The following is a 26,148-nucleotide window of genomic DNA, read 5'->3' as shown; positions in this document are numbered from 1 at the left end:
TTTGAGGACAGCACTCATCGTAGCATAGCGCTTGCCTTGGTAATAATACTGAACACTATCAATAAAAGCAGGGCCAAGGCCCACATTGACCAGGCTCATCGCTGAGCCTGGACTATTATCGTCAAGATGATTGGTGTGGTATATATCTAAAATGGGCATTACGGAGGCATACTGTTGAACCCGTTGTAAATAGGCTTGGTAAAAGGTAATCCCGATGGCACAGAAACTCGAGACCAGGGCCAGCAGACTTAGGTACGTATCTAGACTAAACCTGCGCTTAGGAGTTGAAGTGGACATGCGGTTAAATCAGAGTAGGTTATGGTCAGGATTTGTCAAAAAAAGGGTTACTGCTCAACGGGTATACTCCAGTTGATTTGAAAAATACGTAAAAAACGGCTATTCAGTAGCGCTTTGAATCAGTAGCACGGGGAATTGTTTCATAAGGGCCAGTCCAAATGTAACTACGTAAGCTGCGGTGGTTGATTCAGTCGCGGGTCCTGTCGGGGAACCGCCCTCAGCGCATCGGAAGCATCAAATGGTTTTTAATAAATTATTGTCTCACCAAAGCGCTCCCAAATTAAACCCATGCCTCCACTACTGGGCGTTTAATGACACGGATTATTGATTACGTTATCCTAGCTATCCGAGTATCCAGCCACAAGCGAATAGGGGGATAACTGGCGACGGGGAAACCCACAGGCGTATAAAATGTCCCCGCAAATGGTCATCATAAAAGAATCTTCGTTAATGGCTTACGTAAGGGAAGGGCTAGTATAGGACTTGTAAGCTATATATAACTTCTATTCGCTTATTTTTAGACGACCTACCGACTATAAGCCGAAATTGGTAGATGACAACTAAAAAATCCTTCCCTGTATGAAGACAATTTTGACGTTGCTTCTTGCCCTAAACGCTTGTGTTTGTTTTGCCCAAAAGGCAACACCAATTATCAAGGCACATTCTAATCAAGCAACTATTTACGTAAACTACAATCAATCTAATTCGGTGTATCGATGGCACATCAACCCGAAAGTAAAACGAGATGTGTTTACGGTTGGTAAATTGGCCAAACCGACAACGGTGACATTTAAAACCGATAGTGATTCACTCATCTTTACGATTAAACCCGGACAGAGGAGGGAGTTTATTGTGCTGCTCAATGACAAAGATTCTTGTGTCACACAAATTCAGACTATTAAAACAAAGAACTTAGCTAAGCTCTCGCCTGAAATTCATGATTCGATTCCCTACTTTGTCAACAAGTATAACACTAATTTTTTAAGGGTCATCTTTGACCGCACGGATTCACTTGTCCTTAATTTTGATACCGGGGCGAACGATGTAGCGCTTACCAATGATGCGTTGAAGCGTAAATTTAGAGCCAGGCCAACGCTATACAATACGGATTATACCCTACAAATCGGTAGCAAACTGTATATAAGTAAAGTTCATGACATCGAAATGGCCGGCCACGAGACGGACGGACTGTTGGGATGGAACAACTTTGACGGCATGATTGTCGAGCTTAATTATGACGATCATAAACTGATTGTCCATTCTAAAATGCCGAAGCAAATTCGACACGATAAGGATTACCAGACCTTTAAACTGCGCTATATCGACAATAAGCCGTTTATAGAAAGTGAACTTCAGCAACGTGGAACCAAAGCTAAAAACTGGTTTCTGTTTGATTTAGGCTATACCAGAACAGTTATGCTTGATAGTGATTTATTGAAAGAAGCGCACTTTCCTACTCGTGATATGAAGGTGCTCAATACAGTTATCATGCATGGAGCTAGTGGCAATGAAGTTCCGGTTGTCACGTCTGATTTAGAACTGTTGAAAATTGGCAGTTTTACATTGGAACATGTCCCGGTTCAAGTCATGCAACACGCGAATCCGATGCACGGACTGAACATCCATATCCTAGGCAACGATATTCTAAAACGGTTTAATACGGTTTTAGATTTTCAAAAGAATGTGGTTTATCTCAAACCCAACAAACTGTACCATACCGATTTTGCCGACCAAAAGAAAAGCGGTACCTAAGCTTGGTTTGACAAAACGTATCGTTAATTGCCAGTATGTAGTTTCGCACAAAACGCTCCCAATTGAGACGAATAGGAGTTTACCTTACTTTTTCTGACATGATCAGGCAGCAATGCCTGTAGAAAGTAAACGTTGATCGGGATTCCTACCTTTACTTATTTGAGTAGTAAATTCGTGATGGTCAACGTATAAGCGACCCGTTGACACCCATAATCTGGATCGGCCGGATTTTGCTTCTGTTTTACCCAAAGCGCAGTCTGCACCGGATCTTGCCGATAAATCACTTCTTTTTTGCCAGCTACCAGTGTGTACAGGGTAAAGCTGGTAAAGGTATCAGCTGGGTGAGGGTTAGAGCCAAAACTGGCATCTTGCCCGATCAAGACACGTTGCTGACTAGTAATCACCGTGGCTGAATCGAGTTGTTGATTCAAAATAGGTCCCACAAACTGAATCCACAGAGCACGGCTGCTTTGATTATCCAGATAGTAGAACGTCGCCCCAACGCAGCCGTCGACTAGCGTATCGACGGATTCTTTATGGCAACCAAGGCTGCCAAACAGGAAAATAAGTAGATAAGTAAGTTGGTTTTTCATCACAACGCAAAGGCAGATTCGCTTGTGTTGATCCGCTAAGGGGTAATAGGGTTGGAATTAGCTCTATTGACTTCATTAACTGCGACTATGATCTTGACGACAATTCTTTGCTTTCTTTTGAAGTAGGAATTCAATCAGTTTTTTGGCCGTAAAGATTCCTTGATGTGTTGATGGGCAGTTTCTAACTTCTCTTTAATCGCTCTTAGCTGAGACTAGGTAGCTTTCATGAAACGGTTTCTTAAATGGGGTGGTTTTTGGCAGTTTATCTAATTTACATACCTTGAACCTCCCCGCTGGAATACAGACAATCTTTAACTGATAGAGACTGGAACAGCTACTTTTTAGACATTTCCATGGAAGAAAAAAATAAAGCGATCTTAGTAGCGGGCAACGCGGCAATCGATGCGGGTGATCATGAAGGATTCCTGTCGTTGTGCAGCGAGGATACCGAATGGACGTTTGTGGGCGATAAAACCCTTAAGGGAAAAGAAGCCGTACGCCAATGGATGGTGACCGAGTATGTGGAGCCACCGACGAATACAGTCATTCGCTTCCTAGCGGAGGGTGATTTTTTGACGGTACTGGGCTACCTGACCATGAAAGGCAAAGATGGGAAAGCGGCTCAGTATGAGTATTGCGATATTTGGCGCTTTCATGAGGGTAAGATTGTCGAACTAAAGGCGTTCGTTATTGAGATCCAAGCTGAGTCGCGAGCTTAACAGTGACCAATTCGCTTCTTGTTCGACATCAAAAACTGAATAACTCCCCGCTAGGTGATACGTGATATGGAGTAAAATGCATGTCAATGGCTGGCAAATTCGATCAGGTGCAAACGCTATCAATTAAACGACTGCCGAAATTCCAGTGGAGACAAATTCGTTTTTGATTTAAAGAATTTGCTGAACGATTGCGGATGTTCAAAACCAAGTTGGTAAGCGACTTCGCCTACGGTCAGGTTGCTGATGGTCAGCACTTCCTTGGCTTTCTCGATGAGTTTATAGTGAATATATTGCTGCGTGTTTTGCCCGGTCAATGACCGCAACATGTCGCTTAAGTATCTGGACGAAACACCTAATTCCTCCGCGAGAAATTGAACCGTTGGCAATCCCTTCAGCAAGGCCATTCCATCCGTGAAATAGGTGTGCAGCAATAGGTCTAACTTCGACAGTAAGGCATTATTGATGGACTTACGGGTAATGAACTGGCGCTTGTAAAACCGCTGACTATAATTCAGCAATAACTCCAATTGCGATATCAATACATCCTGACTGATATCATCAATGGCTGTTTCCAGTTCATCGCCGATGATTTTCCCGATAGCAGCGATAATCACCTTTTCTTTATCCGATAGATGGAGCGATTCGGTTACTGAATAAGAGAAAAAACCATAGTTTTTGATCCGGGTATCCAATGGATAATTCCGCAGGAAATCGGGATGTATCAACAGAGTAAAACCAGACATCGAATCACCCGTTTGCAGACCCGTTAACGGCTGCCCGGGCGATGAAAAAAACATACCGCCTTCATCAAAATCGTAGGTAGTTTGCCCGTATCGCATTTTGCAACCCGCCGATTCGTTGTAGGTAATGTTGTAAAACCCCATGACAAAGGTAGGTGCCAGCATCTCAGTGGTGATCTGTACGTTGCTTTGGTCCAGCAGGCTGATTAACGGATGCAGCGGTTTCGGTAAACCAAAAGCCCGTTGCATGTCGGTAATAGACTGATAAATACGTGGTTTTTGTTTCGGTTCCCCTTTCATGGTTTTCTTAATAAATGCCGGTACATCGTGTTAACACGATGTACCGGCAAAGCAATTCCTGAAATTATACGTTTGCTTGGGCAAGCATTTGCTTCAACCCTTCTCTGAAAGCCTCATCACCTACGGCAAGGCGCTGGGCATACCAGGCTTTTGCATCGTCGCCACATACATAGCGTAGGGTATTGGTGCCATCCGTAGCCGCTCCATACACCACTTGGGCAATTTGATCGGCCGTAGACACCGCCTTATCGGGCGTCAGCATAGCCGTAAATCGATTCATTATGGCTTCGTAGGCCGGGTGAGCGGCAAAAATGGCTCTATCGGCTAATTCAGTAGCCACCAGGCCAGGCTCGATGGTCTTAATGCCAATGCCGAACTCGTTCAACTCAAACGACAGACTTTCGCTCCAGCCCTCCAGCGCCCATTTGCTGGCGTCGTACATGGAGCTGACGGGAAAACCCATCAAACCGGCCGAAGACCCAGTGGTGATAAATAAGCCGGCTTTCTGCTCCCGGAAGTAAGGAATAAAGGCCTGCGTCACCCGAACGACGCCCAGGAAATTAGTTTCCATCTGCCGAATGATCTCTTCATCGCTAATGGCCTCTAATGCACCCAGCAACGCATAGCCGGCATTATTAAACACTACATCGATAGATCCCAGCGCCAGCGCCTTCTGTACCGTTTCTTTAATCTGTTCCCTATCCGTTACGTCCAATGGGAGCAGCGTGACATTGGCCAACCCATTAAGTTCTCTTTCGTTTTCTGGTTTACGCATGGTCGCAATCACATGCCAGCCTTTGGCGGCAAACAGTTTTGCCGTTGCCTTACCTATGCCAGCCGAAGCGCCCGTAATAAAAATAGTCTTTGTCATTTTTTCTCGTGTATTTTCGAGTGACAAAGCTCCGGCGCTACCGCTGACCGGCTGTAGTGAAAGTGGTGAATCTTGTAGTCAAAATGGTAAAGACCTTACTTGTCTAGTAAGGTAAAGAACTAGTTCCCAATTATTTTTTGCGATGTTCTATTCCCCACTCAGTCAGGTCACGCGGCTTTTTTATGCTCCCACTCATTAAAAGCCCATTCTCAACTAACGCTCCCAGGTGAGACATCTGATGTCAGTCTAAATGGGCGATTTGAGAAACAGCTATATACATTATTTCTGACCCTTTTTAAAGTCCGTAAGGGTCTTTCCATCATACCGGTAACGGTCAGATCCAAGCCAAATACTGCCATCAGTAGCCCATAACATCCCAAAAGGCAGATTCCTACGCCCTTCATATTTTGTCTTTATGACGGTTAAAGATGGTTTTTTAGCAGATAATGACTGTTCATCATAACGGAAAATAGGCCCACCTATACTCGTCAAAACGTTTCCCTTTTTATCTTCGATTATAACACCAGCACCCGTCTGATCGATTTGGGTAAAGGCACTGCCGTCATAGCGCCAAAGACCATCGGCACCGAACCAGATATTGCCTTTTTTGTCTTTAATCATAGACCATACGTTCCTGAACGTTTTGCCGTCTTTTTCGGTGAGCGTGGTAACTGTTTTTCCATCATAAATGGAGATAGCACCCCGTGTCCCAAACCAAATTTTGCCTGTTTTGTCTTCAACAATAGCGTGAACATCAGGATTGGTCAGTCCATCCGAAATTGTGAAATTTTGAAATGATTTACCATCATAGCGGCTTACTCCACCTCCAGTGCCAAGCCAAATAATGCCGGCTTTATCTTCATAAATAGGCATAACCGAATTATGGACAAGTCCCTCTCTGGTTGTAAAATGTTGGAAGGATTTTCCATCGTAATAAAAAACACCTGAGCCATACGTACCAAACCAAAAATTTCCTTTTCGATCTTCTAAAATAGAAAAAAACGGCTCTGAGATCAGTTTACCTGTGATTTTGGTGAACGATATTCCATCGTATCGAAAAACACCATCGCTCGCTGCAAACCAGATATTCCCCTTTCTATCTTGCTTGATATCCCAAATGGTTGAAGTGGGTGTGTCTGTGGTCTCAGACTTGATACGATCGTTTGATACGTTTGTTAGGTTTTGTCCACAGGAGGTGTAAAAAACAGCCATTCCCAACAAGGTATAGATGAGTGCGGATTTCATTGTTTCTTCTTTTTAGTACTAATCGCTTTCAACCACAGCGGTGGGCCGCAAACCTACTAGTCTTTGTGCTGATATGTGTAAGAGAGCTAGTAAAAGAATGTTAACGAAACGTAAAAGTCGCTTTTACAGACGGCTGTGAATTTTTGACTCTAAGCAGGAGGGCATTGATATTACCTATACAACGGTCTTGCAAAAACGCTGCTTTAAATGGATCATGTTGGATATAGATCGGGTTTAATGAAAAGAAACAAAGGTAGCAGCATGTCCCTACGGAGCCGACTGCTAACCGACCTGGGAGCCTGCAGGTGACTTTTGCTTCTTGGCTCTCCCCGGTCAGCTCTCCCGCATGACGTTCGACGATCTGTCACGTGATGGGCAGGACTACGCTTAAAGACCTGAAGGCGTGTTGACAGGCCAATTCTTCTCTTCGTAAAGCTCTTGTATAGCCCCTTGTTCTTCCGTCAGGATAAAAGGTTCGTTAAACTAGCCACTGACGGGCTAACTGGTGGGTCAGTTCGATCAGGTGCTGGTGAATGAAGGGTCTGACGTGGTAGCCTCGGGCCCCCAGTCGGGTGGCCGGACCCTGATCGAAGGTAGTCAATAACACCAGGGGTATGCTATCAAATAGAACGGCCCGCTGGAAAGCGGCCGGCGTTTCCAGTCCCTCTAACCGAATCATATTCCAGTCCAGGATAATCAGAGCGGGCAGCTTGATCGTAGCCAGTAGAGCAGGCAGCAGTTCATCCCCATAAAATATAGATCGAGGGGGAATCTGCGGGTAAGTCTGTTGAAAGGCATGCTCAAGAATGGAATGATCTTCCTCATCGTTATCCACTAACCAGATGGTTTTTAACGGATTTTCCTTCACGGAAATGACCGGCTGAAAAACAAACAAATCTAGCTGGGATGAGCTCAGTTAATTTATCAATTCCTGTAGATTCTAGTAAAATTACTTAATAAATTTTAAAACTACAGGCATGCCCAGGACTGACTTATTAATCTACATAACGTCAATTATTTATAAATAAGGCAAAGCATTTCAATTCTTGATAAATTAAAGATCTGCAAACTAAAACCATAATTAGACTAATAAATAATATTGATTAACTTAGTAAAAGGCTACATGGCGTAAGGCAAATGTCGAGAGAGCACTAAGTATTTTCCTACATTTGTTCCAGGAAATTTATACAGAAAATTTCTTTGTGTCATGGCCTTAAATCGGCAATCGTCCTGACGCCCCTGCATTGACCTTTGTTAGCCGCCTTGTGTAAACTAATCCAATGCAATCACCTCTCGACCTAACCAACTGCGATAGAGAACCCATTCAATGGCCCGGCTATATTCAGGCCAACGGGTATTTACTGGCGCTTGATCCAGTTACACTGATTATCTGGCAGGCCAGTGAAAATATGCAACAGGTGGCTAATTGTTCCTTAGCTGATCTTATTGGCCAGCCCATTACGCAAATTCAACTGGGTGAACTAGCAGGCGGCTGGCTTCATGAGCTGTTACTGGTGGCTATCCGCAGTGGCAATCCAGAGACCTATAATCCCTATCCCGTAAAATTCAACGACCGGAACTGGTTCATCCTGTTGCATCAGCATGACGGGGCCTTAGTGGTTGAACTGGAGCCGGCCAGCGCTTACGTGAACGAATTTTCGTTGCCATTGCCCATGCTACTGACGCAAGCCATGATCGATGTTCAACGGAGTTCCTCCCTGTCTCAACTGCTGGAGAGGCTTACCCAAAAAGTAAAGCAAATTACTGGGTTTGACCGGGTGATGATCTACCGTTTTGGCGAGGACTGGCACGGCGAGGTAGTTGCCGAAGCCAAAGAAGAAGCGCTGGAACCCTTTTTAGGCCTGCACTACCCGGCATCGGATATACCCAAACAGGCACGAGAACTTTACAAGATCAATCTGGTGCGGGGCATTAGCGATGTCCATCAGGAACGAATACCGATTCTACCCCTCAATTATAGCAACTATAATCGACCACTTGATCTCACCCATACCAATCTGCGAGCTGTGTCGCCTATCCATGTGGAATATCTTAAAAACATGGGCGTTCGGGCCAGTCTGAGCATTTCGCTCCTCAACCGGGGTGAACTTTGGGGACTCATTGCCTGCCACCATTATAGTGGCCCCCGTTATATTGGTTATTCCGACCGGCAATCGCTCAAGCTAATTAGTCAATTGCTATCAACCGTCCTGGAAATTCGAAAAGAAGACGAAGAAGCTACTTTTTCGGAGAAATTACTGGCCTATGAGCAAACGATTAACCAGCAAATGCTGACCGATTGGGACGTCGTACAGGGCTTGACAAAACACCCGATTACGGCGCTGGACCTCAATACGGCTACCGGAGCCGCTCTGTTGTTTGATGGGCAATTGCACGTGCTGGGCGAAACCCCGACAGCCGAAGAAATAATGGATTTGGTCGAATGGCTCAAAAACATGACAACGGAAAGTTTTTTTCAAACGGACCAGCTGCCAAATTTATTCGCCCCAGCCGAGTCTTATCGTCAACTAGCATCCGGATTGTTATGGCTGGTCCTTTCGCGGCAGATGAACGAGTATTTAATCTGGTTTAAACCTGAACAGATACAGGAAGTGGCCTGGGGCGGCAATCCGGATAAACCCGTTGAGACAAATTCGGACGGAGACCCGCAACTCAGTCCCCGCAGGAGCTTTGATAAGTGGACACAGTTGGTCCGCAACAAAGCACAACCTTGGTTACAAATGGAGATATCGGTGGCCTTTAAGCTACGCGAAGACCTTTTACAACTGGTTGCCCAGAAAGCAAACCAGATCCGTACGCTTAATGAATTATTGCGGTTTTCCAACGAAGAACTGGAGGCCTTCAGTTATACGGTTTCGCACGAACTGCGTTCTCCGTTAGCCTCCATCAGGCGCTACACGGAAATTTATCTGGAAGAGTATGGCGGACACATGGATCAACAGGCGCTCGCGATTTTTAACAAAATTGGTAAGGCTACAGGACGCATGAGCATGCTCATCCGGAATATTATGCAGTATTCGCAGGTCGGAAGTTTGGGATTAGTGATCAAACAGCTGCCGATGCGATTACTGCTCGAACAAATGCGGGAGGATTTTTTGGTCCTTGAAGCCAACAGAAACCTCACCATTCAACTGGGTGAAACACCCGATCTGGATGGCGACGAAACAATGGTTATCCAGGTGTTTAGCAATTTACTGGCTAACGCCGTCAAATACAGCCGCAACACGCCCCTGGCTAAAGTAACCATTGAGGGGAGTGAGCGGGAACACGAAATTGTCTACGCGGTCAGGGATAATGGCATTGGTATTGACATGAAACAGGCCGGCAAAGTGTTTGAACTTTTCCAGCGGCTTGACTCGGCAGCCAGTTATGAGGGTTACGGCGTCGGGTTAGCCATTGTGAAACGGATTATGAACCGGCATAAGGGGAAAGTGTGGTTCGAAAGTGTTCCCCGGCAATTGACCACGTTCTTCATCTCATTTCCTAAACCTGTCTCCCAATGACGATGCCGACTACCAAGATCAACATACTCTACATCGAAGATAACCCGGATGAAGTGGATATATTCGAGCGAGTTATGAGCCGAATGGAACCACCTCTTACGTATTCTGTCTTAAATACGGGCAGTGAGGCCATTGACTTCCTGCTGGAACAGGGAAAATACCAGGGGAGTAGTCCCGCTTTACCGGACCTGGTACTCATCGACCTTAAATTGCCGGGCAGTAGTGGCTTTGAAGTGATCCAGCAGGTACGGGCCACTAGCCGGACGCGCTACCTGCCTCTTGTCGTATACAGTTCCTCGGCTAATCCGAAAGACCTGCGCCGGGCCTATGACCTGGGAGCCAATGCCTACCTGATTAAGCCGGAAAGTTATCATCAAGTAATCGACATGTTGGGAAAAGCGATTGACTTTTGGCTCGTACAAAGTCGAACATACAAACCCTGATGTTCGCGAGTACTAATCAAACCCGGTTTTGGTTTTTCTTACTTACTAAAGCCTATGTCACTTACTGACCAATCAGCTCCCATTGTCTTACAGTCTGTCCTAAGCGCTTCCCAAAACGCTGTTATGGTCTATCAGGCGGTGCTAAACGCAGACGGGCAAGCAACGAATTTACGGTTAACCATGCTTAACGGTACGGCTGAGCATGGTTTTGGACGGCCCGCAACGGAATTGTTAGGCCTTACGTTTGATCGCCTTTACCCGCACTTGGTAGGCACTGGTTTGGATAAACGATACCTGGATGTCATTGAAACAGGTCAAGCAGCTCGCTTTGAATTTACGTACACCCGCCCCGGCCTCGCTGTTCCTGCCTGGTGCGATGTGTCCGCAGTAGCCTTAGGCAAAGGCAGTGTGGTCGTCTCGTACACGGATATTAGTCAGTACAAAGCCGATGCCCATACCGCCCGGATGGCTATGGTGCTTCAGCAAACCTTCGATGCCTCACCCAGCGCCATCATCGTCTTTGAAGCGATCCGAGGTGAGCAGCAAGAAATTGAGGATTTTGCGTTCGCGATAGTGAACAAAGCCGGGCTGGACATGATGCCTGACGGCAGCAACCAACGGGAAACGCTGTTAACAAAGACACTTTGGCAGATTTATCCCGGGACACACATGAACGGGCTATTCGAAAAGTACGTGCAGGTGTGCGAACAAGGAATTCCTTTAACCATTGAGCATTACTTTGCCGAAGACAAAACATGGCGGAGAGTAGACATCGTACCCGTGCCGTTAGGCGTGATGGTTACGTATACGGATGTAACCAAGTTCAAAAATTTAGAAGAATCGTCCCGGCAGCAAGCATTCGAATTAGATGAACTGATCAACCATGTACCCATGGGGATTGCCGTATTGGTAGCCGTGAGAAATGGGGAGAACAACGGAGTTGTCGATTTTCAAATTACCCGGCTCAACAAGGTAATGGGCGACCTTCTCGTCAGGCCAACGACAGCCTTAGCGGGTCATCGGCTGTCGAGGGTTATCCAGGATGCAAATGTATCAGGATTATTATCCAGGTGCGTTGTCGCCCTGGAAGAGCAGCAAATGGAGTCCTTTGACTTGCCGTTTGTTATTAACAAAAAACCTGGCTGGTATACCTGTTCGATAAGCCCGCAAGGTGACCGGATCATGCTGGCCATGACGGATATTTCGGAAACGAAACATGCCCAACTTGATTACCATCAACAAGCCGAGTTAGTAAACTCCGTATTAAACGGATCGCAGCATGCGATTGTGGCTATGGACGCAAAGCGCGATTCTACGGGCAAAATCGTTGATTTTGCCTTCTCGCTGCAAAATAAGATCTATCGTGAGCTTGTCAGTCGATCCTCGGAGCAACTGGTGGGTCATCAACTGCTCGAAATTTTCCCCAGTGTGCAGGACAATGGTCAATTAACCCAATTTGTCGACGTCGTGACGACGGGCCGGCCATTTCGATTGGAACTGACCTTTGATTTCGGGAAAGGTCCCGGCTGGTACGACATGTCTGCCGTTAAGCACGGTGACGGACTGGTGCTGACGATTCAGGACAAGACGGCTCAAAAACAGATTGAACAACGGTTTGAGCAACAGGCACGGCTGCTCAAAACAATCACCAACAACACGCCCGCTGGCCTGGTGCTGTGGGAGGCTGTTCGGGATACGACTCCCGAGCGGAATATTGTCGACTTCCGTTACCGCATGAGCAACCTCATGAATACGCTGGTGACCGGACATCCGACCGATTCGCTGGTGGGGCAAAACCTGTTTACGCTATTTCCGCACTTTCGTGGCACGCAGCTCGAAGCCATATTGCGGGAAACGCTGGCAACGGGGCGCGCTCAGCACATGATTTTTACCAAGTATACTCCGTCGGCTGATGGGTGGTTAGATGCGCAATTTACCCGGATCGGTAATCTTACTTCCGCTGATGAGCCGTTCGCTGATGCGGGCGTAGCTGATTCGGTGTTAATGACATATATAGATGTGACCGAAGCCCATCAGGTACAAGTAAGTCAAAAAAAGCAGGCTGATCTCCTGCAGTTGATAATGGACAATCAACCATCGGGTATCGTTTTGTTCGAACCTGTATTTGAGGAGTCTGAAGGTGTTCAACCTGGTCGGATCATTGATTTTGTTTACAAAATGGTGAATGAGACGCAGCGAAAATTAACCGGTCGAACCAACCACGAACTTCTGGGCAAGCGACTACGGAACCTGTTTCCCAGTAACCAGGGCCAGATGTTTTTTGAGTATGCAAAAGAGACGGCCGAAACGGGCCAGTCAAAAGAGTGGCTGATGCCTTTTTATAGTGACGGTATTCAAGGCTGGTTTCAGGTGTCGCTCACCCAGCATAGTGAGAATGTACTGTTCACCTTTTTGGATGTAACGGAGCTTAAGAAGCAGCAGCAGGCCCTGGAATTTACCAACCACGAATTGCATCGGAGCAACGAAAATCTGCAGAAGTTTGCCTACGTTGCCAGCCATGATCTGCAGGAGCCCCTGCGTAAAATTCAGTCGTTCGGCAGTATACTGGCAACGAATTATGCGCCTATCCTGGATGAGGCAGGGCAGGATATAATTGAGCGGATGCAGCTGGCGGCCTACCGAATGTCGAAACTCATTAAACATTTGCTGGCCTATTCAAGGCTAAACACCCACCAGTTAGAGGTACAATCGATAAAATTAACGGATTTGCTTCGCTACGCACTGGAAGAGCTTTCGGTTATGGTGCAGGAATCAGGGGCAACGGTTCAATGGGGGGAGCTTCCCGACATTCAGGGGGACCCCATGCAACTGCGTCAATTATTTGGTAACCTGCTGTCAAATGCCATTAAATACCGCCTGCCAACGGTGGCTCCTCAAATTAAAGTAAGTAGCCGGGTTCTTCGTTCGGTCGACCTGCCCCGGTCGGTTGCCCTACCCAACCTGGGCGTTACCTCTGCCGAAACGGGTATTCCTCCAACGTACTATGAGATAAATATCACTGACAATGGGATCGGGTTTGATGAAAAGTACCTGGACCGCATTTTTCAGGTCTTTCAGCGGCTGCATGGCAAAAACGACTATGCGGGAACAGGTATTGGTCTGGCCATTTGCCAGAAGGTCGCTGAAAACCACCAGGGTGCCCTAACGGCAACCAGCAGCCCCGGGAAGGGAGCTACGTTTAGTGTATATCTGCCTCGTTTAGACACGGACACGGTATAGGCCCAACGCCCCGCATTTAAATACCTCAAAAAACATGAGTAAGCCCATTTCCTTTTCTGACCCTGATTTGCTTACCTGGCTGGACGATCAACCTCCCGAAGCACTTGATGAGGCCCCTTTTGGTGTTGTCCGAATGAACCGGGAGGGTATTGTGGTCACCTACTGTAAATCGGAGTCACACATTACGGGTATTACGCCGGAGTACGCGCTGGGGAAATACTACTTCACCCAAATTGCGCCCTGTGCCAATAACCGCATGGTAGCCGCCAAGTATGCGCAACCCGAACTCGATGAAGAACTGGACTATATCCTGACGTATGTCAGCGAACCCACAAAGGTTCGTCTGCGGCTGCTCAAGTCGCCCCAAAGTAAGTATCAATATTTCCTGGTTAACCGGAAAAGCGTTTCCTGATGGATCATAATCTGCCAGCACATAGGCAACGGGCCTGGATGCCCTTACAGCAATCACCCTTTAGCAGGGCTGAAACCGATGGACAGGGGAAAATTCGCCAACTTAACCTTAAGCAGTTCAACTGATGATGCCCATGGTGGCTCACCTGGGTTTATCCGGCGATAATTTACTGGATACACTAATTGGTTTTCTACCTTCCCTGAGTCGGGTAATTACGAGTTTTGCGCTGACTCAGGTACCATTCTTGACCAAGAGCTTTAGCGCATTCGGTTCAGGATCAATTCCGTGTTAACTGAGCCACAGGATGAGCAGAAGAATTACTTCCATGAAACGCATTTGCCTGTAGTTTGAGAAGAAGAGTCGCTTGCATGCGTTGGGAGGGGATATACAGTGCGATAATACACATTGAAAATGGCAAACTTGCGTTAAAAATTTCCTGGCCCAGTGTATAATCTAAGCATGTTTACTAATAAGATATCCATTCCAATCGTATCTCGTTCGGTAATCCAAAATAAATAAGGGTGGTGTAACCAAACGCAGCTTCACTTGATGATTTTCTTAAATGAATAATTATCATTATTAGTATCACAATCTCGAAAAAAGCTCTCCACTGAGATTAGTGAGTTTTGTAATCCAGGTCTGAAGTGTATTGATCGAGTCTGGCTTTGTGAGGATGCAACTGCCTAACTACTAGTTGCATCTTCACGAAACCAGACTCTATTAATCAACCCTTTTTTGAGGTACTTCCATACTATTTGGTTACGAACGCGTTTCGACACAAGACCAGAACTTCGCCCTTCAGTTGGATGACCTCAAAAAAACAGGTTGCCAAAAAATTTTTCAGGACCGGGGTGGCGTACCACAAGGTCTCTTCGGCTACGCTACGACCGCAACTTCAAAAGTTATTATAGGCGCTTCGGGAAGGAGACACCATTATCGTTTGGAAACGGGATGGCACAGCAGCGGCTGACCGTCGGCCACCCGGCGGCTGGGTAGATCGCTAAAAGAGCTTTTTATGTTGGTTAATGACTTTCAAGCCAAAGGCATTGGCTTCCGCAGTCTGAATGATGCTATCGATACCACTACCGCGCAAGGCCGCTTAGTATTCAATCTATTTGCCTCGCTGGCCGAGTTCGATGGCACCGCAGCCGCGGACGGTCGGCCACCCGGCGAGATATGATCCGGGAACGAACCAAAGCGGGTCTGGCGGCCGCCCGTGCTAGGGGACGAATAGGCGGACGACCCAAGGGACTCACTGCTGAAGCTCAAGCGAAGGCACGGGCCGTCAAATCCATATATGCTCTCAAGACACATACAATTCTGGAGATTGGTTAGCTGTTTCACATAAGCCGAGCAACGGTGTATCGGTATTTAGCTTGGAAAGATGTTAATAAAGTTTGAGTAGTGAAGTATGTTGCTTTATAAAGTGGGCGTTTAAAGAGACGGCTAAAGTAGTGGTCCAGACAAAGTAAAGTCAACTCTGGACCGTTGATTACGAGGGAAGTCGATCGTCCACAGGGACGTTATAACACATAGTATGACTCAGCCGGAGAAGAGGGCAGGGGAGCCGGATAATCCGTCATCGTTTTCAGGTTTACTTCAATACTACGGGCAATCGTCGTTACCGGTGTATCGGTGGGTTTGTTCTCGAAAGGGTCTTGTAACTGGATCGCGCTCTTTTCAATCAGCAGAAAAGCCGAGGCAATGAGCGTTACTATAGGAACATCTAAAAAGTAAATATCGTCCTCAAAACAAAACGGTAACATGGCGGCAAACAGATAAATAAATACCTGCATGTTGAAGGTATACGTACGGGGGAAAACCGTTTTTTTGATCCGCTCGCAGCGGCCCATCGAATCAGTCAGATTGGTCAATACCGTGCTCAGCTGCACCATCTGATAATCGGTTAGTTGTCCCGCCTGATATAGCTGGCTGATGGCCAGAGCATGATCCAGCAATAAGGCGTTGGGTTTGTTATCGAACGTCAGAATATGGTCGGCCGTAGCGGCTGGCAAAAAGGCCCGGAGCCGCTCACTCACGTCTAGTTCTCGCAGGCTGTCCCCCAGCACAAAACACCAGGCACATTGACGCTCCACAAACGAATGGAGTAGGGTACGCTGATTGGGTTGGTTGAGCAGGAACATTTGCAATTGCCGGATAAAACTACGACTGTCGTTGACGATCGCCCCCCAAACGATACGGGCTTCCCACCAGCGGTCATAGGACTGATTGGTTCGAAAGGCCAGGAGTAGGGATATACAGGTAGCCAGCAGTGTCGGAATCGCGATGGGAATGGTCAGATACCGCAGGCCGAAGACGTGTTTGACAAAGACGACCCCATTGGCAAACAGAAAGATTAGCAGCGCTTCTCGGCGAATGTTGCGAATGAAAAACAGAAGTGGAATAGGCTTGTCAAGCAGCATGAACGTTGAGGAGTAAGTGAATTTTCTTGGTTAATCCGTTGATCGATCCGGAACCGATCGATTAATGACTGATAAAGCTACGGCATACCCCTGGCAGACGAACCAGGGAGGGGTAATGGGGCAAAAGGGGCTACCCTGAGGTGGATGATTCGCTAGAAGTAGCGAGAAAACCCCCAACTGACTTCCTGATCCAACCTGTTTATCCTTTTTCTATCCTATTTGTGCGTTGCATTATTTAGCAATAGTAGATCCAGAGCGATTACAAAAATGGTTGTGCGCATACCCATCATCTTTGTTTCGTCGTTGTAAATCGGGTATACTTTGGGTAGGTTAGATAGCCACGTCCAGACTCGTCGGGGAATGGTATCACCTTGATCCATCAACCTACTCATCAGGCATTGGTATTGAGTATCCCTTCGTCAGGTAATAGCCGCCAGATCGATTCCGATAAAAGAAATTGATACGAAACACTTTCTAAAGCGCAAATCCTCAAAGTGTAAGATTTAACCACTCGGTACTAGACTTAGTTTGGTCGTATATAAGCTCTCTGAGACGGATCTTTTTTGGCTTGATTTTACTTTTCATAAATTCCGGATCAGACAATTCGTAGGCTTGACGAAAGATGTTTAATTCAGACAGAAGCATTTTCTGTTTATTAGCAGTTAACAGAGCAACTTTTTCAGCTTTTTTTAAGGTGTGTTCTGCGCTCGTATGCCGCTCTTCCTGAGAAATAACATTGGTTACAAATCTGCAAGTTGGATCGTTGACGATGGTAATTTCAACGATCATTTCGCGGGTAACAAAGTGCGCGAAAGCATCAGTGTAACTGCCGTCTGATAAATCAAATACGGTGCTATGAGCCGTTAGAAAATAGGCGTCCTGCCCAGATTCATTTCGTATTGCTTTTCCATTATAGCATTCAGGCCATATCGAATACAGTTTTTCTTTACTCATAAATGTTATTTTGTTCGTTTCATCATAACGTGCGCACAGACAATATCCTACCCATGACGGATCTGGATGACCCCTCAGACTAGTCATGAGTAGGATATCAATTAGTCTTATGCAATTGAGTGTAGTGTGAGATTATCTGGTCGAAGATGGACTACGCCTGCTGCTTTTAATCGAGACGATAAATCTCCTTTATATTCTCTAATAGTTTTATGAAGTCAATTTTCAGATCGATTAATTGGCCAGAATGAACATCGAAAACCCACCCGTGGACAGTCAGATCCCGATCCCGCCGGGCTTCTTGTACTTCCGCCGTTTTAAGCACATTGATGCATTGCTCCTCCACATTCAGCTCTACCAATCGTTTATACCGTGCTTCTTCGTCCTCAATCGTACTTAATTCCTCTTTATGCATTCGGTACACATCACGAATGTTTCTCAACCAGGGATTTAACAGGCCCATGTCTTCTGATTTCATGGCTGCCTGGACACCACCACAATAGTAATGACCGCAAACAACTATGTGGTTTACTTTAAGGTGTAGGACAGCATAATTGATCACGGACATGACACTTAGATCCGTGTTGGGCACCATATTGGCAATGTTTCTAAGTACAAACACTTCACCGGGTGATACACCCATCAGTTCTTCCGCTGTTACCCGACTATCTGAGCAACCGATGTACAGAATATCAGGCGTTTGCCCTTTAGCAAGGTCACTGAAGTAATTGGGCACTACAGTTAGTTTTTCCTGAACCCAGTCTTGATTGTTTTTAAATATTTGAGCAATGTCCATTTTTGGTATAGTGTTTAAAAATACGTTGAGTATAGAGCAGTCATCTACACTAACTAAGCTTCTGCTTTTCTGTTGGCACTGAGCACGCGTTAATTTGTTAGAAGGTTTGGGAAAGCATTCTCGTGACGAAAGGAGCCAAGGGTTAAATCGTACGATCACCTTCCCGGATACTACTGTTCACAAGCTAATTAGTTCAATCGTTGCCCAGGGCCCGTATTCATTCGTTTGCTCAAAGCACGATGCATTGCCTGACAAGAATAAACCGAAGAAGTCTTCACCGAACCGGTAGGTGTTCAACATTTCCGGATCCGCGACGTTGCTGTTACTCTTGACCAAGAGATTAGCTGGTAAACAGGCAGATTCACCTATAGTCCTTCGTTTGCCGTAAAATGAACATCCGTCTATAATGCAAATTTAGGATTTTTAATTATATTTTAATGTTAAACCATATGAACACTCATCAAAAATGACCAACGCATTGAAAAAGGGGGGCTAACCTCAACCCTTACCCGAGTGCCTTATGCCATTCGTATTACTGCCATCACGACGAGCCGTCCTACTCACTATACTCAAAGGCAAGTAAGTAGGTTGACCAGTAAAAAACGTAAAAAGGCGTAATTTAAGCCTTGGCCGTATGTGACTGATTGAGTTTGACAGATGTTAAAAGTTAGTGTCTCGCAAAAACGCTCCTCCTTGAGACTCGCACTAAGTGATTACAAATACAAGACTTTTAATAAGTCAATTATCAACTAGTTCACTTCTTACATTCTCCAACTGTATAAGAAGTAATACCGTGGGCTTCCGCTACACATTCATTACTGTACGTCTTACCATTACACCCACAAACAGGATGAAGAACATAATCACAGCTACGGCCATCAAGTGGCCTCTCTACGCAAGTTGGATCTACTTTCTGGGTACAATGACTAAAGCAGACTATAAGGCCAAAATAGAGAAGAATGCGCATGATAAATAAGGTTAGACGTATTGACCTTATAGCCTGGAAAAGAGTTGGAAATGAACTCTCGTTTTTGTTATAAAAGTGCTATGGTTGTTGCAAAAGGTTAAATCCTTAGCCAGAAAGTAGCGGACATGCTTATTTCGTTGAACACCATTCGGACTTTTGAAACAGCCACGTGAGTTATGCAACTTGACTAAGAATAGTACAAATATCACACCATGTTCCAAACAGATCGACACTTCCAAATGGTGGATATTACACGAAACGGCTGATGCGTGCCTATTCTCAAAATACGCTAGTTTCGATAGTTAGTGTTTTAGACTGGACTCGGTACCGCAACCAGTAACCGCCATTTCCGCTGGTTCCAGAACCGGTGCCAGACGCCTGCCTCATCCGCCTTGTAGAAGCCCGACTGGCGCTCAGGCCTGCCGGGTTCAATCAGCGTCCAGCAGTCCCCTTTCAGCAGACCACTCAGCTTGTGGATCGTTCCCGCCGGGACATGGTGGGTTGTCCCCGGTAGGCGCTTGTGACGGGTCAGGGCTAACGTTCCGTCGTCTGTTGGCTCGGCTACTACCTCCATGTACCCCCCGGACAAAATGGTCGTGCGAAAAGACCAGGGGTGATCATGAAACAGCTCGTCATTGGCCGCCGTAAAATGATGAAGCACCCGGCCATCGCCTAAGTGATATTTCGTAAAGGTTTTATTCATTCGCTCCAGGCGAATAATATCGTTGGGGGTTGAATACGATTGCATAGATTTCAGTTAGCCTGAGCAGTGCCGGCCGCTTCCGCTTTGTTGGCAACCGCAAAAATAGTAACGAAGTTAGTTGAGAGTCTAGATCGTAGGGGACTGATTGAGTTGGACAGATATTAAAAATCGGGGTCTTACAAAACGCTCCCGCTAGAGACCTAAGGGTGTAAACACGAGAAGAGCCAGTACCAATGAATAAATTATCATGTTACTGTATCAAAAATTCGGTAACATTGTGTGTTGATTAATTACAGTCTATAGCTGATGATCAGCGACTAGGTTAGCCCCTATTTATACACTTGATCATGAACTCGCTTCGCTCAACGCATAAGGCTTTCCAGGCTGCTCCCACTTACCTCCACAGCCGACGGGATTTTAACGACTTCTATGACCAGTATGCACCCATGCTCTATGGATACCTCTTGCGTCAGACCGAAAATGGGTCTTTAGCCGACTTGATCTTAGCGGCTAGTTTTGTTACCTTCTGGCAAGAACGTATTGCCTTTAATGAGCACCAGGCAGCGAGTTGTCACCAGGCACCATTGAGTTGGCTCTTAAACATTGCCCACCGGAAAAAGAGCGAATTCCTCCGTTCGCCACTCAACTAACTCGTGAACTTACGTAGTAAGGATAAACCAGGAATAAGGAATACGGCTGACAGTATCCGTAACTAAGCAGTTGGTCAATCCATTATCGCCCTAAAAAACGCACCCAAATGCCAACGACTCGAATCCGGCTCAGACGCTATGCCCTGGTTAACCAGGCAGGCGATTTGTGGGACGGTTTACTGAAAGAACATCCGTGGGAAGTCTTTATCTGGTGAGATCAACCGAATGCGATTGATAGTCGTTGACCGCTAGTGAAAAATGACTGTCTCATAATTCGCTCCCCCGTGAGACGAACTGCGATTTGAGTATGTATCATTCCGGCGTTCAAAAAGGCAAACTCAACTTGTGATATGTCCCTTGATCGAAACGTAACTCCGAAGGTAAAAACGCTTGTTGCTAATTGAGTCAACCCGGACGCAACACCAGTATTGTTTTCTGCATCTTCGCTTTACTAAGTCACTAGTTTACAGCTACGATGAGGAAAATTTTATTATTTCTATTGCTTGTTTTTTGTGCCGCTTGTAGCACTACCCGACCCATTAGAACCAGCGATGGCAAGAAGCTCCCTAATAGCATTGCCCAAATCCGTCGACTAAACATCAATGGCAGTAAACAATTTCTCACCATACGGGGAGCCGATCGAACGAAGCCTATCTTGTTATGGCTGCATGGGGGGCCGGGTGGGGTAGCCATGCCCTTATATATGCACCATAGTGCCGCCTTAGAAGAGCAATTTGTGGTCATTTACTGGGATCAACGTGGATCGGGGAAGTCGTATTCCTCACGCATCTCACCAGCCAGCATGACACTGGATCAGTTTGTCAGCGATACCCATGAATTGACTTCCTGGCTCAAAAAGTACTTTCATCAAGATAAGCTATTTCTGGTGGGGCACTCCTGGGGCGGTTTCCTGGGCTTACATGTCATTAGCCAATACCCGACCGATTACGCGGCCTTGGTGGCGGTTTCCCCCATCACCGATGGCCCACGCAGTGAACAGGTATCGTATGAGTTCGCCTTTCATCAGGCTCAACAACGAGGAGACACCGCTGGCCTAAATACGTTAAAGCGAATCGGCCCGCCAGTAAACGGGCTCTACCAAGGTGGATTTGACGCGATCTTGCAAGAACGGAACTTAGTCCAAACATATGGGGGCTCCTATCATCAGAATTTAGGAGGAACATTTTATCGAATCTTGTGGCGCTCCAAGGAATACAACCTATTTGATTATCTGAAAACCAAAAAAATCTACCGGTTAAACTGGCCCATGGATCAGGCCATATGGCCCACCATTGATTTGAAACGGCAAATTCCAGCGGTCAATGTGCCGGTTTATTTTTGTTTAGGTCGTTATGATCATCATGTGCCGGCCACCGTGGTAGCTGATTATTACGCAAGCTTGCAAGCACCCGTCAAAGAAGTGACTTGGTTCAAGGAGTCGGCTCATCATCTTTGCTTTGAGGAACCCCAAAAGTTTCATGCCTTACTGAAAGAAAAGTTGTTGGGGGTTAAACCCGAAGCCGCACGAGCTTCCGATAAGAATTAGGCTGTTGCGATCTTCCTAAACCCTCAAACGTGAGACTACAAACGATTCTTAAAACAACATTACTCGCTGAATTTCAGATCCCGTTCTCGAACTAAGGCATTTGTCTCGGCAAACTCGAGTAACATGCCGTATTCTTCTTTGGACCGAGTGGTGGAACCCCCTTTGGTGGCCGGATCGTTGAATTCACACCTACATCGGCGCTGACCATACTGATTCGTACCAAAATCAAAATGAGCTATTTTGTCTGGATCATACGCCACATTTCCTAAAATTAATATATGTCCTTTTCTCATAAGTGTTGGCTTTAAAGACTAAATGACCGTTTAAGCTCATCGCTTTTCGAGTCGTATGCCTGCGTATTCTGAAAGGGCCAAGAATGGGGACGTTAGCCTTTGTATCGTCTATTGGTATAACCTCAAAAGGGCTTAACTACGGTGGCGACAAATTAGACCACAAAGTCAGGTGAAGTACATTCCTGCCAGTAATCGATTATTTTTCGCATCATATGCTCGAGTTTATCCAGGCTACTGGGCTTGATAAAAAAGCCCTGGACTGATTTGGAGTAGGCGTCAATAACGTGTTGCTGCTCGGCACTGGTGGTAAAGAATAAATAGGGGATGCATTTCAAGCGCAGGCTCTCATTGGCATGTACTTTCTCTCGGAGTTCGAGTCCGCTTAGTTTGGGCATATTGATATCTGACAAAACGATGAATGGCTCAATATCGGTCGATAGTAAGTAGGTAAGCGCTTCTTCAGGATCCTGGAAAAAGATAATTTGATTCCGAATGATTAGTTTTTTAATGACCTGCGTTAACAGGAGCTGGTCGTCCTCATCATCTTCAATGACAATGATGGGTCCTTTCTTATTCATAAGCGGTGGGGAAATAAACTTTGCGTGTAGCGATCGGCTGCGGGGGTAACGACACTTGCCGACCATTCGTTGCAAACCTAACGGTACACTCATCCGGGATTCCAGTAATTTTAGGCTCAGCTATTGGCAATAGGTCAGACGCTATTTATCCTAAGAGACAAATTGATTGTAAAATGTGCCTACTGGCTGGACCGCGGTGGCTACGGGCAGACCCGGGTCGGCACGGGCTTCCGGTGCGGTACCGACTGTGAGCCACTTGACAGACAGTAAAATCACCGGCTCCTCAAACGGTCGCAATCAGATACTTGAAATGATAACTGCTAAGGGTATATGGGCAAGAGGCAATTGCGCGTCAATCGCTTGGCCGACTTGGGCATTTCGTTGAATGTCACCGCCATAATCAGACTCCTGTTGCTTGGATAGAGATCGAAGCAACAGGAGCCTTCAATTAATTATTTCTTGGTTTTGGGAGCTGAATCAGGCGGCTTAATTCCGGATTCACTTTGCTCATATTTGGGGACTTTGGCTACTCCTGCCACCTTGGGTGCTTTGGTAGCTACTTTCTTGATATTCTTGTTTTTCTTTTCCTCGTGAGCCATGATCGTATCGTTTAACTGTAGAACACATTTCACCAACTAACGCTTTATTTTTTATGCATTCGTCAACCAGAACCGGTATGACAAAGCCTTTTTAGAGATCGTATGGGACTGATTGGGGTTCATAGATATTAAAAAAATCACTCTCTTATAAAACCCTCGATTCGGTTATACTAAACTATACGCAAGTGATGGATTTCTGGTCCGCCGTTGCGGTGCCAAACGACATGCACACCCCATCAAGGGCAGTGGGTAGGCTTGTGTGCATCATAGCTGATAAAGAAGTTAATCCAAGTTAAGCGCGCCAGCCGGAAGACCACCGGTGTCAACACGATCAGCAAAGTGATCAACAGGGTTAAAAAATAACTCAATTCTAACTCGACCATTACCTGAAAGGCCACAAAAGAAATTACGATCAGAGCTGTATAATACGCGTAACTTACATACAGGGCGCCGGTATAATAGCCCGGCTCTCGCTCAAAGCGTTCACCACAACAGCCACACAGTGGATTCATTTGGTCAAATCGCTTGAGGTTATAGGGGTTGTTGACCGAAAAGAATCTTCCCTTCTGACAACGGGGGCAGGTATTGAAAAGGATGCTGTAGAGTTTGGTGCCTTTTCCCATTGTGTTAGTAGGATGCATAGCCTTCGGTCAAAAAAAGACGCTAAGCGCATTGACTAATTAGTATACCCTTATGACCATTTTATCCGACATTTTGTTTGCCATAATAAGGCTACTTACCAATTGGCTAAAGCCAAGCGTACTTTACTGAGTGAGTTGAACAGTTACTGTAAATCAGGGTCTTCGCAAACCCTACTAATTAAAGACCTGAGGCAAAATGGACTGCTCAAGCAATAATAAGTGAAGTTGAATTCCCTGTTGAGGTAGGGTACACAATAATATAATCGTTGTAGCGCTCCTTAAGCAGACCGATCCCCTAGCCTCAGCCCGGATCGCTGACACTTCTTGTTTCATTTTCTTTACTGCTTAAGCGATTGCAAAGCGTTCACCCAATACTTACGTTAAGTGAATCCATAGCATGGCTACTCTTGCTGCTGCCCCTGGCTGATGAGGGGCAGCCCATACCCAGGAACAATCTAGCAGATTGGCTTATTATCGGCTACCCTGCTATGGAACCAGACACCGCCACGAACGTCAATCAGCTATCACCTCAAGCTTATGGCCTACTCATCGAACGGATGTTCACCATTGATCAGCGGAGTCGAGACAGTCTAAACCATTCCGGGCAAGCCTTCATTAAACAAGACTATTATGGGAAGCTGATGAGCATGAATGACCGAGCGAATCAGACACTGTTGCTAAAGATCCTCAAACGCCATGGTTGGCCCTGCCAGCCGGACCGATCGCTTTCCCATAAAGCCTGGTACATTGCTTGGCATAGTCGAGGTGATTATGCGCGGTTCAGCCAGTTCTATCGTTACTTGCAAAAGGCTAGGAGCTGTGTAGACGCTTCTTTATTTGGAGAAATGAAGGAGCGGATAGAAGCCATGAAAGCCGTAGGCTACAAGTGAGGTATGCCTGCATTTGTCTTTATAGCGTAAGGAAACGCACAATGAAACGAGTTGCCTCACCCGAAAATCTTCTCTTATGAGATGTGCCTGCCCACATTAATGATAGTGAAATTCTTTCCTTGCTCTATAGCCGAGGGGTTAACTGGCAACATGTCAATCCCATTAAGACCTTGACCGAGTTTAATGACACCATTATTTCGGACTGGTTCAATATGAGCGTTAAAACATTTCGCGAATACAAAAAGCCACCAACGACCTTTAAGGAAAACGTCAACGAACAGGTGCTACTCCTGTTAGCCCTGATCAGGCACGGCATTACCGTATGTAGCTCGGTCAAAGAATTCGACCAGTGGCTCAACCGGGCCGACTTTTATTTTGATAACAAGAGTCCCAATGCCTTTCTCAATACAATCACCGACATCCGATTTGTCGATGATCGGTTGACGGCCCCGGAATACGGAGACAACGTGTAAGGGATGGAAGTATTTCGAATCAGTAAAGACGTTCATGCGCATAGCTTACGCTCATCAGGCAGTGCAGATCGGTGGAATAGCAAAGGCCAGCAGGTTATTTACACCGGCACATCGCGTTCCTTATCCTCTCTGGAACTGGTCGTTCACCGGGGCGGCATCCAGCCCACTTCTTCCCACAAGGTGATGGTCATCTCTGTGGCTGATGATGATTACTTGATGCAAACGGTTCACCTATAAAAGAACTTCCCGCCAACTGGCGAACCTTAGCGGGTTATCCGGCTTTACAAACCATGGGGTCCACCTGGTACACCAGCCAGGAAAGTTTAATCTTAAAGGTTCCTTCAGCGGTCATCATCTACGAGTACAATTACATCATCAACACCGGACATCCAGACTTTAGCCAGCATGTTCAGCTAGTTAGAACGGAGGACTATTTTTGGGATCCCAGGCTTCTCTAAGAGCGATGAAGTTAAATTAAAACGCATTTTAAAAACCTGTACGA

27 protein-coding genes and 1 pseudogene are annotated in these 26,148 nt (G+C 46.1%); 14 read left to right on the top strand and 14 right to left on the bottom strand.

From position 1 onward, the window contains the following. The first annotated feature begins 876 nt into the window (after positions 1-876). Positions 877-2,049 (top strand): aspartyl protease family protein, encoded by a 1,173-nt coding sequence (locus ACYVK4_RS05085; RefSeq protein WP_461126392.1) that lies wholly within the window; start codon positions 877-879, stop codon positions 2,047-2,049. A 155-nt stretch (positions 2,050-2,204) separates the two neighbouring features. Here the strand turns inward: ACYVK4_RS05085 and ACYVK4_RS05080 are convergent, their stop codons facing one another. After that, entirely contained in the window at positions 2,205-2,642 is a 438-nt protein-coding gene (locus tag ACYVK4_RS05080) for a hypothetical protein (protein WP_461126391.1), read from the bottom strand. Positions 2,643-2,995: 353 nt separating this feature from the next. Here ACYVK4_RS05080 and ACYVK4_RS05075 point away from each other — a divergent pair, with 353 nt between their 5' ends. Next, on the top strand, positions 2,996-3,361 hold the full coding sequence (locus ACYVK4_RS05075) for a nuclear transport factor 2 family protein (protein WP_461126390.1): 366 nt from the start codon (positions 2,996-2,998) through the stop codon (positions 3,359-3,361). A gap of 119 nt (positions 3,362-3,480) precedes the next feature. Here the strand turns inward: ACYVK4_RS05075 and ACYVK4_RS05070 are convergent, their stop codons facing one another. The 4 genes from ACYVK4_RS05070 to ACYVK4_RS05055 form a co-directional block, all read right to left on the bottom strand. Beyond that, on the bottom strand, positions 3,481-4,401 hold the full coding sequence (locus ACYVK4_RS05070) for a helix-turn-helix domain-containing protein (RefSeq protein ID WP_461126389.1): 921 nt from the start codon (positions 4,399-4,401) through the stop codon (positions 3,481-3,483). Between the two features lie 64 nt (positions 4,402-4,465). After that, complete coding sequence (locus ACYVK4_RS05065; protein WP_461126388.1) at positions 4,466-5,272, bottom strand: SDR family oxidoreductase; 807 nt, start codon at positions 5,270-5,272, stop codon at positions 4,466-4,468. A gap of 279 nt (positions 5,273-5,551) precedes the next feature. Next, a complete protein-coding gene (locus ACYVK4_RS05060) occupies positions 5,552-6,517 on the bottom strand; it encodes a ligand-binding sensor domain-containing protein (RefSeq protein ID WP_461126387.1) in 966 nt (321 codons plus the stop codon). A 478-nt stretch (positions 6,518-6,995) separates the two neighbouring features. Beyond that, positions 6,996-7,412 (bottom strand): response regulator, encoded by a 417-nt coding sequence (locus ACYVK4_RS05055; RefSeq protein WP_461126386.1) that lies wholly within the window; start codon positions 7,410-7,412, stop codon positions 6,996-6,998. A 385-nt stretch (positions 7,413-7,797) separates the two neighbouring features. Between ACYVK4_RS05055 and ACYVK4_RS05050 the strand changes: the two genes are divergently transcribed. From ACYVK4_RS05050 to ACYVK4_RS05025, 6 genes and pseudogenes are all read left to right on the top strand, one after another. Beyond that, positions 7,798-10,041, top strand: coding sequence for an ATP-binding protein (locus tag ACYVK4_RS05050; RefSeq protein ID WP_461126385.1), 2,244 nt, complete (start codon positions 7,798-7,800; stop codon positions 10,039-10,041). Further along, a complete protein-coding gene (locus tag ACYVK4_RS05045; RefSeq protein WP_461126384.1) occupies positions 10,038-10,484 on the top strand; it encodes a response regulator in 447 nt (148 codons plus the stop codon). Before ACYVK4_RS05050 ends, ACYVK4_RS05045 begins: the two co-directional genes overlap by 4 nt. Positions 10,485-10,538: 54 nt before the next feature. Continuing rightward, positions 10,539-13,724, top strand: a complete 3,186-nt coding sequence (locus ACYVK4_RS05040; RefSeq protein ID WP_461126383.1) for a PAS domain-containing sensor histidine kinase — start codon at positions 10,539-10,541, stop codon at positions 13,722-13,724. Positions 13,725-13,758: 34 nt separating this feature from the next. Then, positions 13,759-14,136 (top strand): photoactive yellow protein, encoded by a 378-nt coding sequence (locus ACYVK4_RS05035; RefSeq protein WP_461126382.1) that lies wholly within the window; start codon positions 13,759-13,761, stop codon positions 14,134-14,136. Between the two features lie 802 nt (positions 14,137-14,938). Then, positions 14,939-15,316 (top strand): annotated as a pseudogene (locus ACYVK4_RS05030) (recombinase family protein). Continuing rightward, on the top strand, positions 15,313-15,471 hold the full coding sequence (locus ACYVK4_RS05025) for a hypothetical protein (protein ID WP_461126381.1): 159 nt from the start codon (positions 15,313-15,315) through the stop codon (positions 15,469-15,471). The pseudogene ACYVK4_RS05030 and the gene ACYVK4_RS05025 overlap by 4 nt, the downstream one beginning before the upstream one ends. A gap of 188 nt (positions 15,472-15,659) precedes the next feature. On the opposite strand, the gene ACYVK4_RS05020 is transcribed toward ACYVK4_RS05025, so the two are convergent. From ACYVK4_RS05020 to ACYVK4_RS05000, 5 genes are all read right to left on the bottom strand, one after another. Beyond that, positions 15,660-16,559, bottom strand: a complete 900-nt coding sequence (locus tag ACYVK4_RS05020; RefSeq protein WP_461126380.1) for a bestrophin family protein — start codon at positions 16,557-16,559, stop codon at positions 15,660-15,662. A 489-nt stretch (positions 16,560-17,048) separates the two neighbouring features. Continuing rightward, entirely contained in the window at positions 17,049-17,513 is a 465-nt protein-coding gene (locus ACYVK4_RS05015) for a hypothetical protein (RefSeq protein WP_461126379.1), read from the bottom strand. A gap of 166 nt (positions 17,514-17,679) precedes the next feature. Continuing rightward, positions 17,680-18,306, bottom strand: coding sequence for a carbonic anhydrase (locus ACYVK4_RS05010; protein ID WP_461126378.1), 627 nt, complete (start codon positions 18,304-18,306; stop codon positions 17,680-17,682). Between the two features lie 754 nt (positions 18,307-19,060). Continuing rightward, positions 19,061-19,273, bottom strand: coding sequence for a Kazal-type serine protease inhibitor family protein (locus ACYVK4_RS05005; protein WP_461126377.1), 213 nt, complete (start codon positions 19,271-19,273; stop codon positions 19,061-19,063). Between the two features lie 310 nt (positions 19,274-19,583). Continuing rightward, positions 19,584-20,021 (bottom strand): hypothetical protein, encoded by a 438-nt coding sequence (locus tag ACYVK4_RS05000; RefSeq protein ID WP_461126376.1) that lies wholly within the window; start codon positions 20,019-20,021, stop codon positions 19,584-19,586. A gap of 302 nt (positions 20,022-20,323) precedes the next feature. Here ACYVK4_RS05000 and ACYVK4_RS04995 point away from each other — a divergent pair, with 302 nt between their 5' ends. Then, positions 20,324-20,626, top strand: coding sequence for an RNA polymerase sigma factor (locus ACYVK4_RS04995; protein WP_461126375.1), 303 nt, complete (start codon positions 20,324-20,326; stop codon positions 20,624-20,626). A gap of 475 nt (positions 20,627-21,101) precedes the next feature. Further along, on the top strand, positions 21,102-22,172 hold the full coding sequence (locus tag ACYVK4_RS04990; RefSeq protein WP_461126374.1) for an alpha/beta hydrolase: 1,071 nt from the start codon (positions 21,102-21,104) through the stop codon (positions 22,170-22,172). Positions 22,173-22,231: 59 nt separating this feature from the next. On the opposite strand, the gene ACYVK4_RS04985 is transcribed toward ACYVK4_RS04990, so the two are convergent. From ACYVK4_RS04985 to ACYVK4_RS04970, 4 genes are all read right to left on the bottom strand, one after another. Continuing rightward, a complete protein-coding gene (locus tag ACYVK4_RS04985) occupies positions 22,232-22,465 on the bottom strand; it encodes a hypothetical protein (RefSeq protein ID WP_461126373.1) in 234 nt (77 codons plus the stop codon). Between the two features lie 152 nt (positions 22,466-22,617). Next, complete coding sequence (locus ACYVK4_RS04980) at positions 22,618-23,043, bottom strand: response regulator (RefSeq protein ID WP_461126372.1); 426 nt, start codon at positions 23,041-23,043, stop codon at positions 22,618-22,620. A 452-nt stretch (positions 23,044-23,495) separates the two neighbouring features. Then, complete coding sequence (locus ACYVK4_RS04975; protein ID WP_461126371.1) at positions 23,496-23,642, bottom strand: hypothetical protein; 147 nt, start codon at positions 23,640-23,642, stop codon at positions 23,496-23,498. 236 nt (positions 23,643-23,878) lie between these two features. Continuing rightward, entirely contained in the window at positions 23,879-24,283 is a 405-nt protein-coding gene (locus ACYVK4_RS04970; RefSeq protein WP_461126370.1) for a DUF983 domain-containing protein, read from the bottom strand. Between the two features lie 488 nt (positions 24,284-24,771). Here ACYVK4_RS04970 and ACYVK4_RS04965 point away from each other — a divergent pair, with 488 nt between their 5' ends. The 4 genes from ACYVK4_RS04965 (at position 24,772) to ACYVK4_RS04950 (ending at position 26,104) form a co-directional block, all read left to right on the top strand. After that, entirely contained in the window at positions 24,772-25,173 is a 402-nt protein-coding gene (locus tag ACYVK4_RS04965) for a hypothetical protein (RefSeq protein WP_461126369.1), read from the top strand. Positions 25,174-25,256: 83 nt separating this feature from the next. Next, positions 25,257-25,646: an antitoxin Xre/MbcA/ParS toxin-binding domain-containing protein gene (locus ACYVK4_RS04960; protein ID WP_461126368.1), complete on the top strand. Its 390-nt coding sequence runs from the start codon at positions 25,257-25,259 to the stop codon at positions 25,644-25,646. A gap of 3 nt (positions 25,647-25,649) precedes the next feature. Further along, complete coding sequence (locus ACYVK4_RS04955) at positions 25,650-25,883, top strand: RES family NAD+ phosphorylase (RefSeq protein ID WP_461126367.1); 234 nt, start codon at positions 25,650-25,652, stop codon at positions 25,881-25,883. Then, positions 25,880-26,104: an RES family NAD+ phosphorylase gene (locus ACYVK4_RS04950; RefSeq protein ID WP_461126661.1), complete on the top strand. Its 225-nt coding sequence runs from the start codon at positions 25,880-25,882 to the stop codon at positions 26,102-26,104. The genes ACYVK4_RS04955 and ACYVK4_RS04950 overlap by 4 nt, the downstream gene beginning before the upstream one ends. Positions 26,105-26,148: the final 44 nt, after the last annotated feature.

It is taken from the genome of Spirosoma aerophilum, from assembly GCF_054782495.1.
The sequence above is the reverse complement of the archived record's forward strand: the minus strand, read 5'-3'. Positions and strand labels throughout refer to the sequence as shown.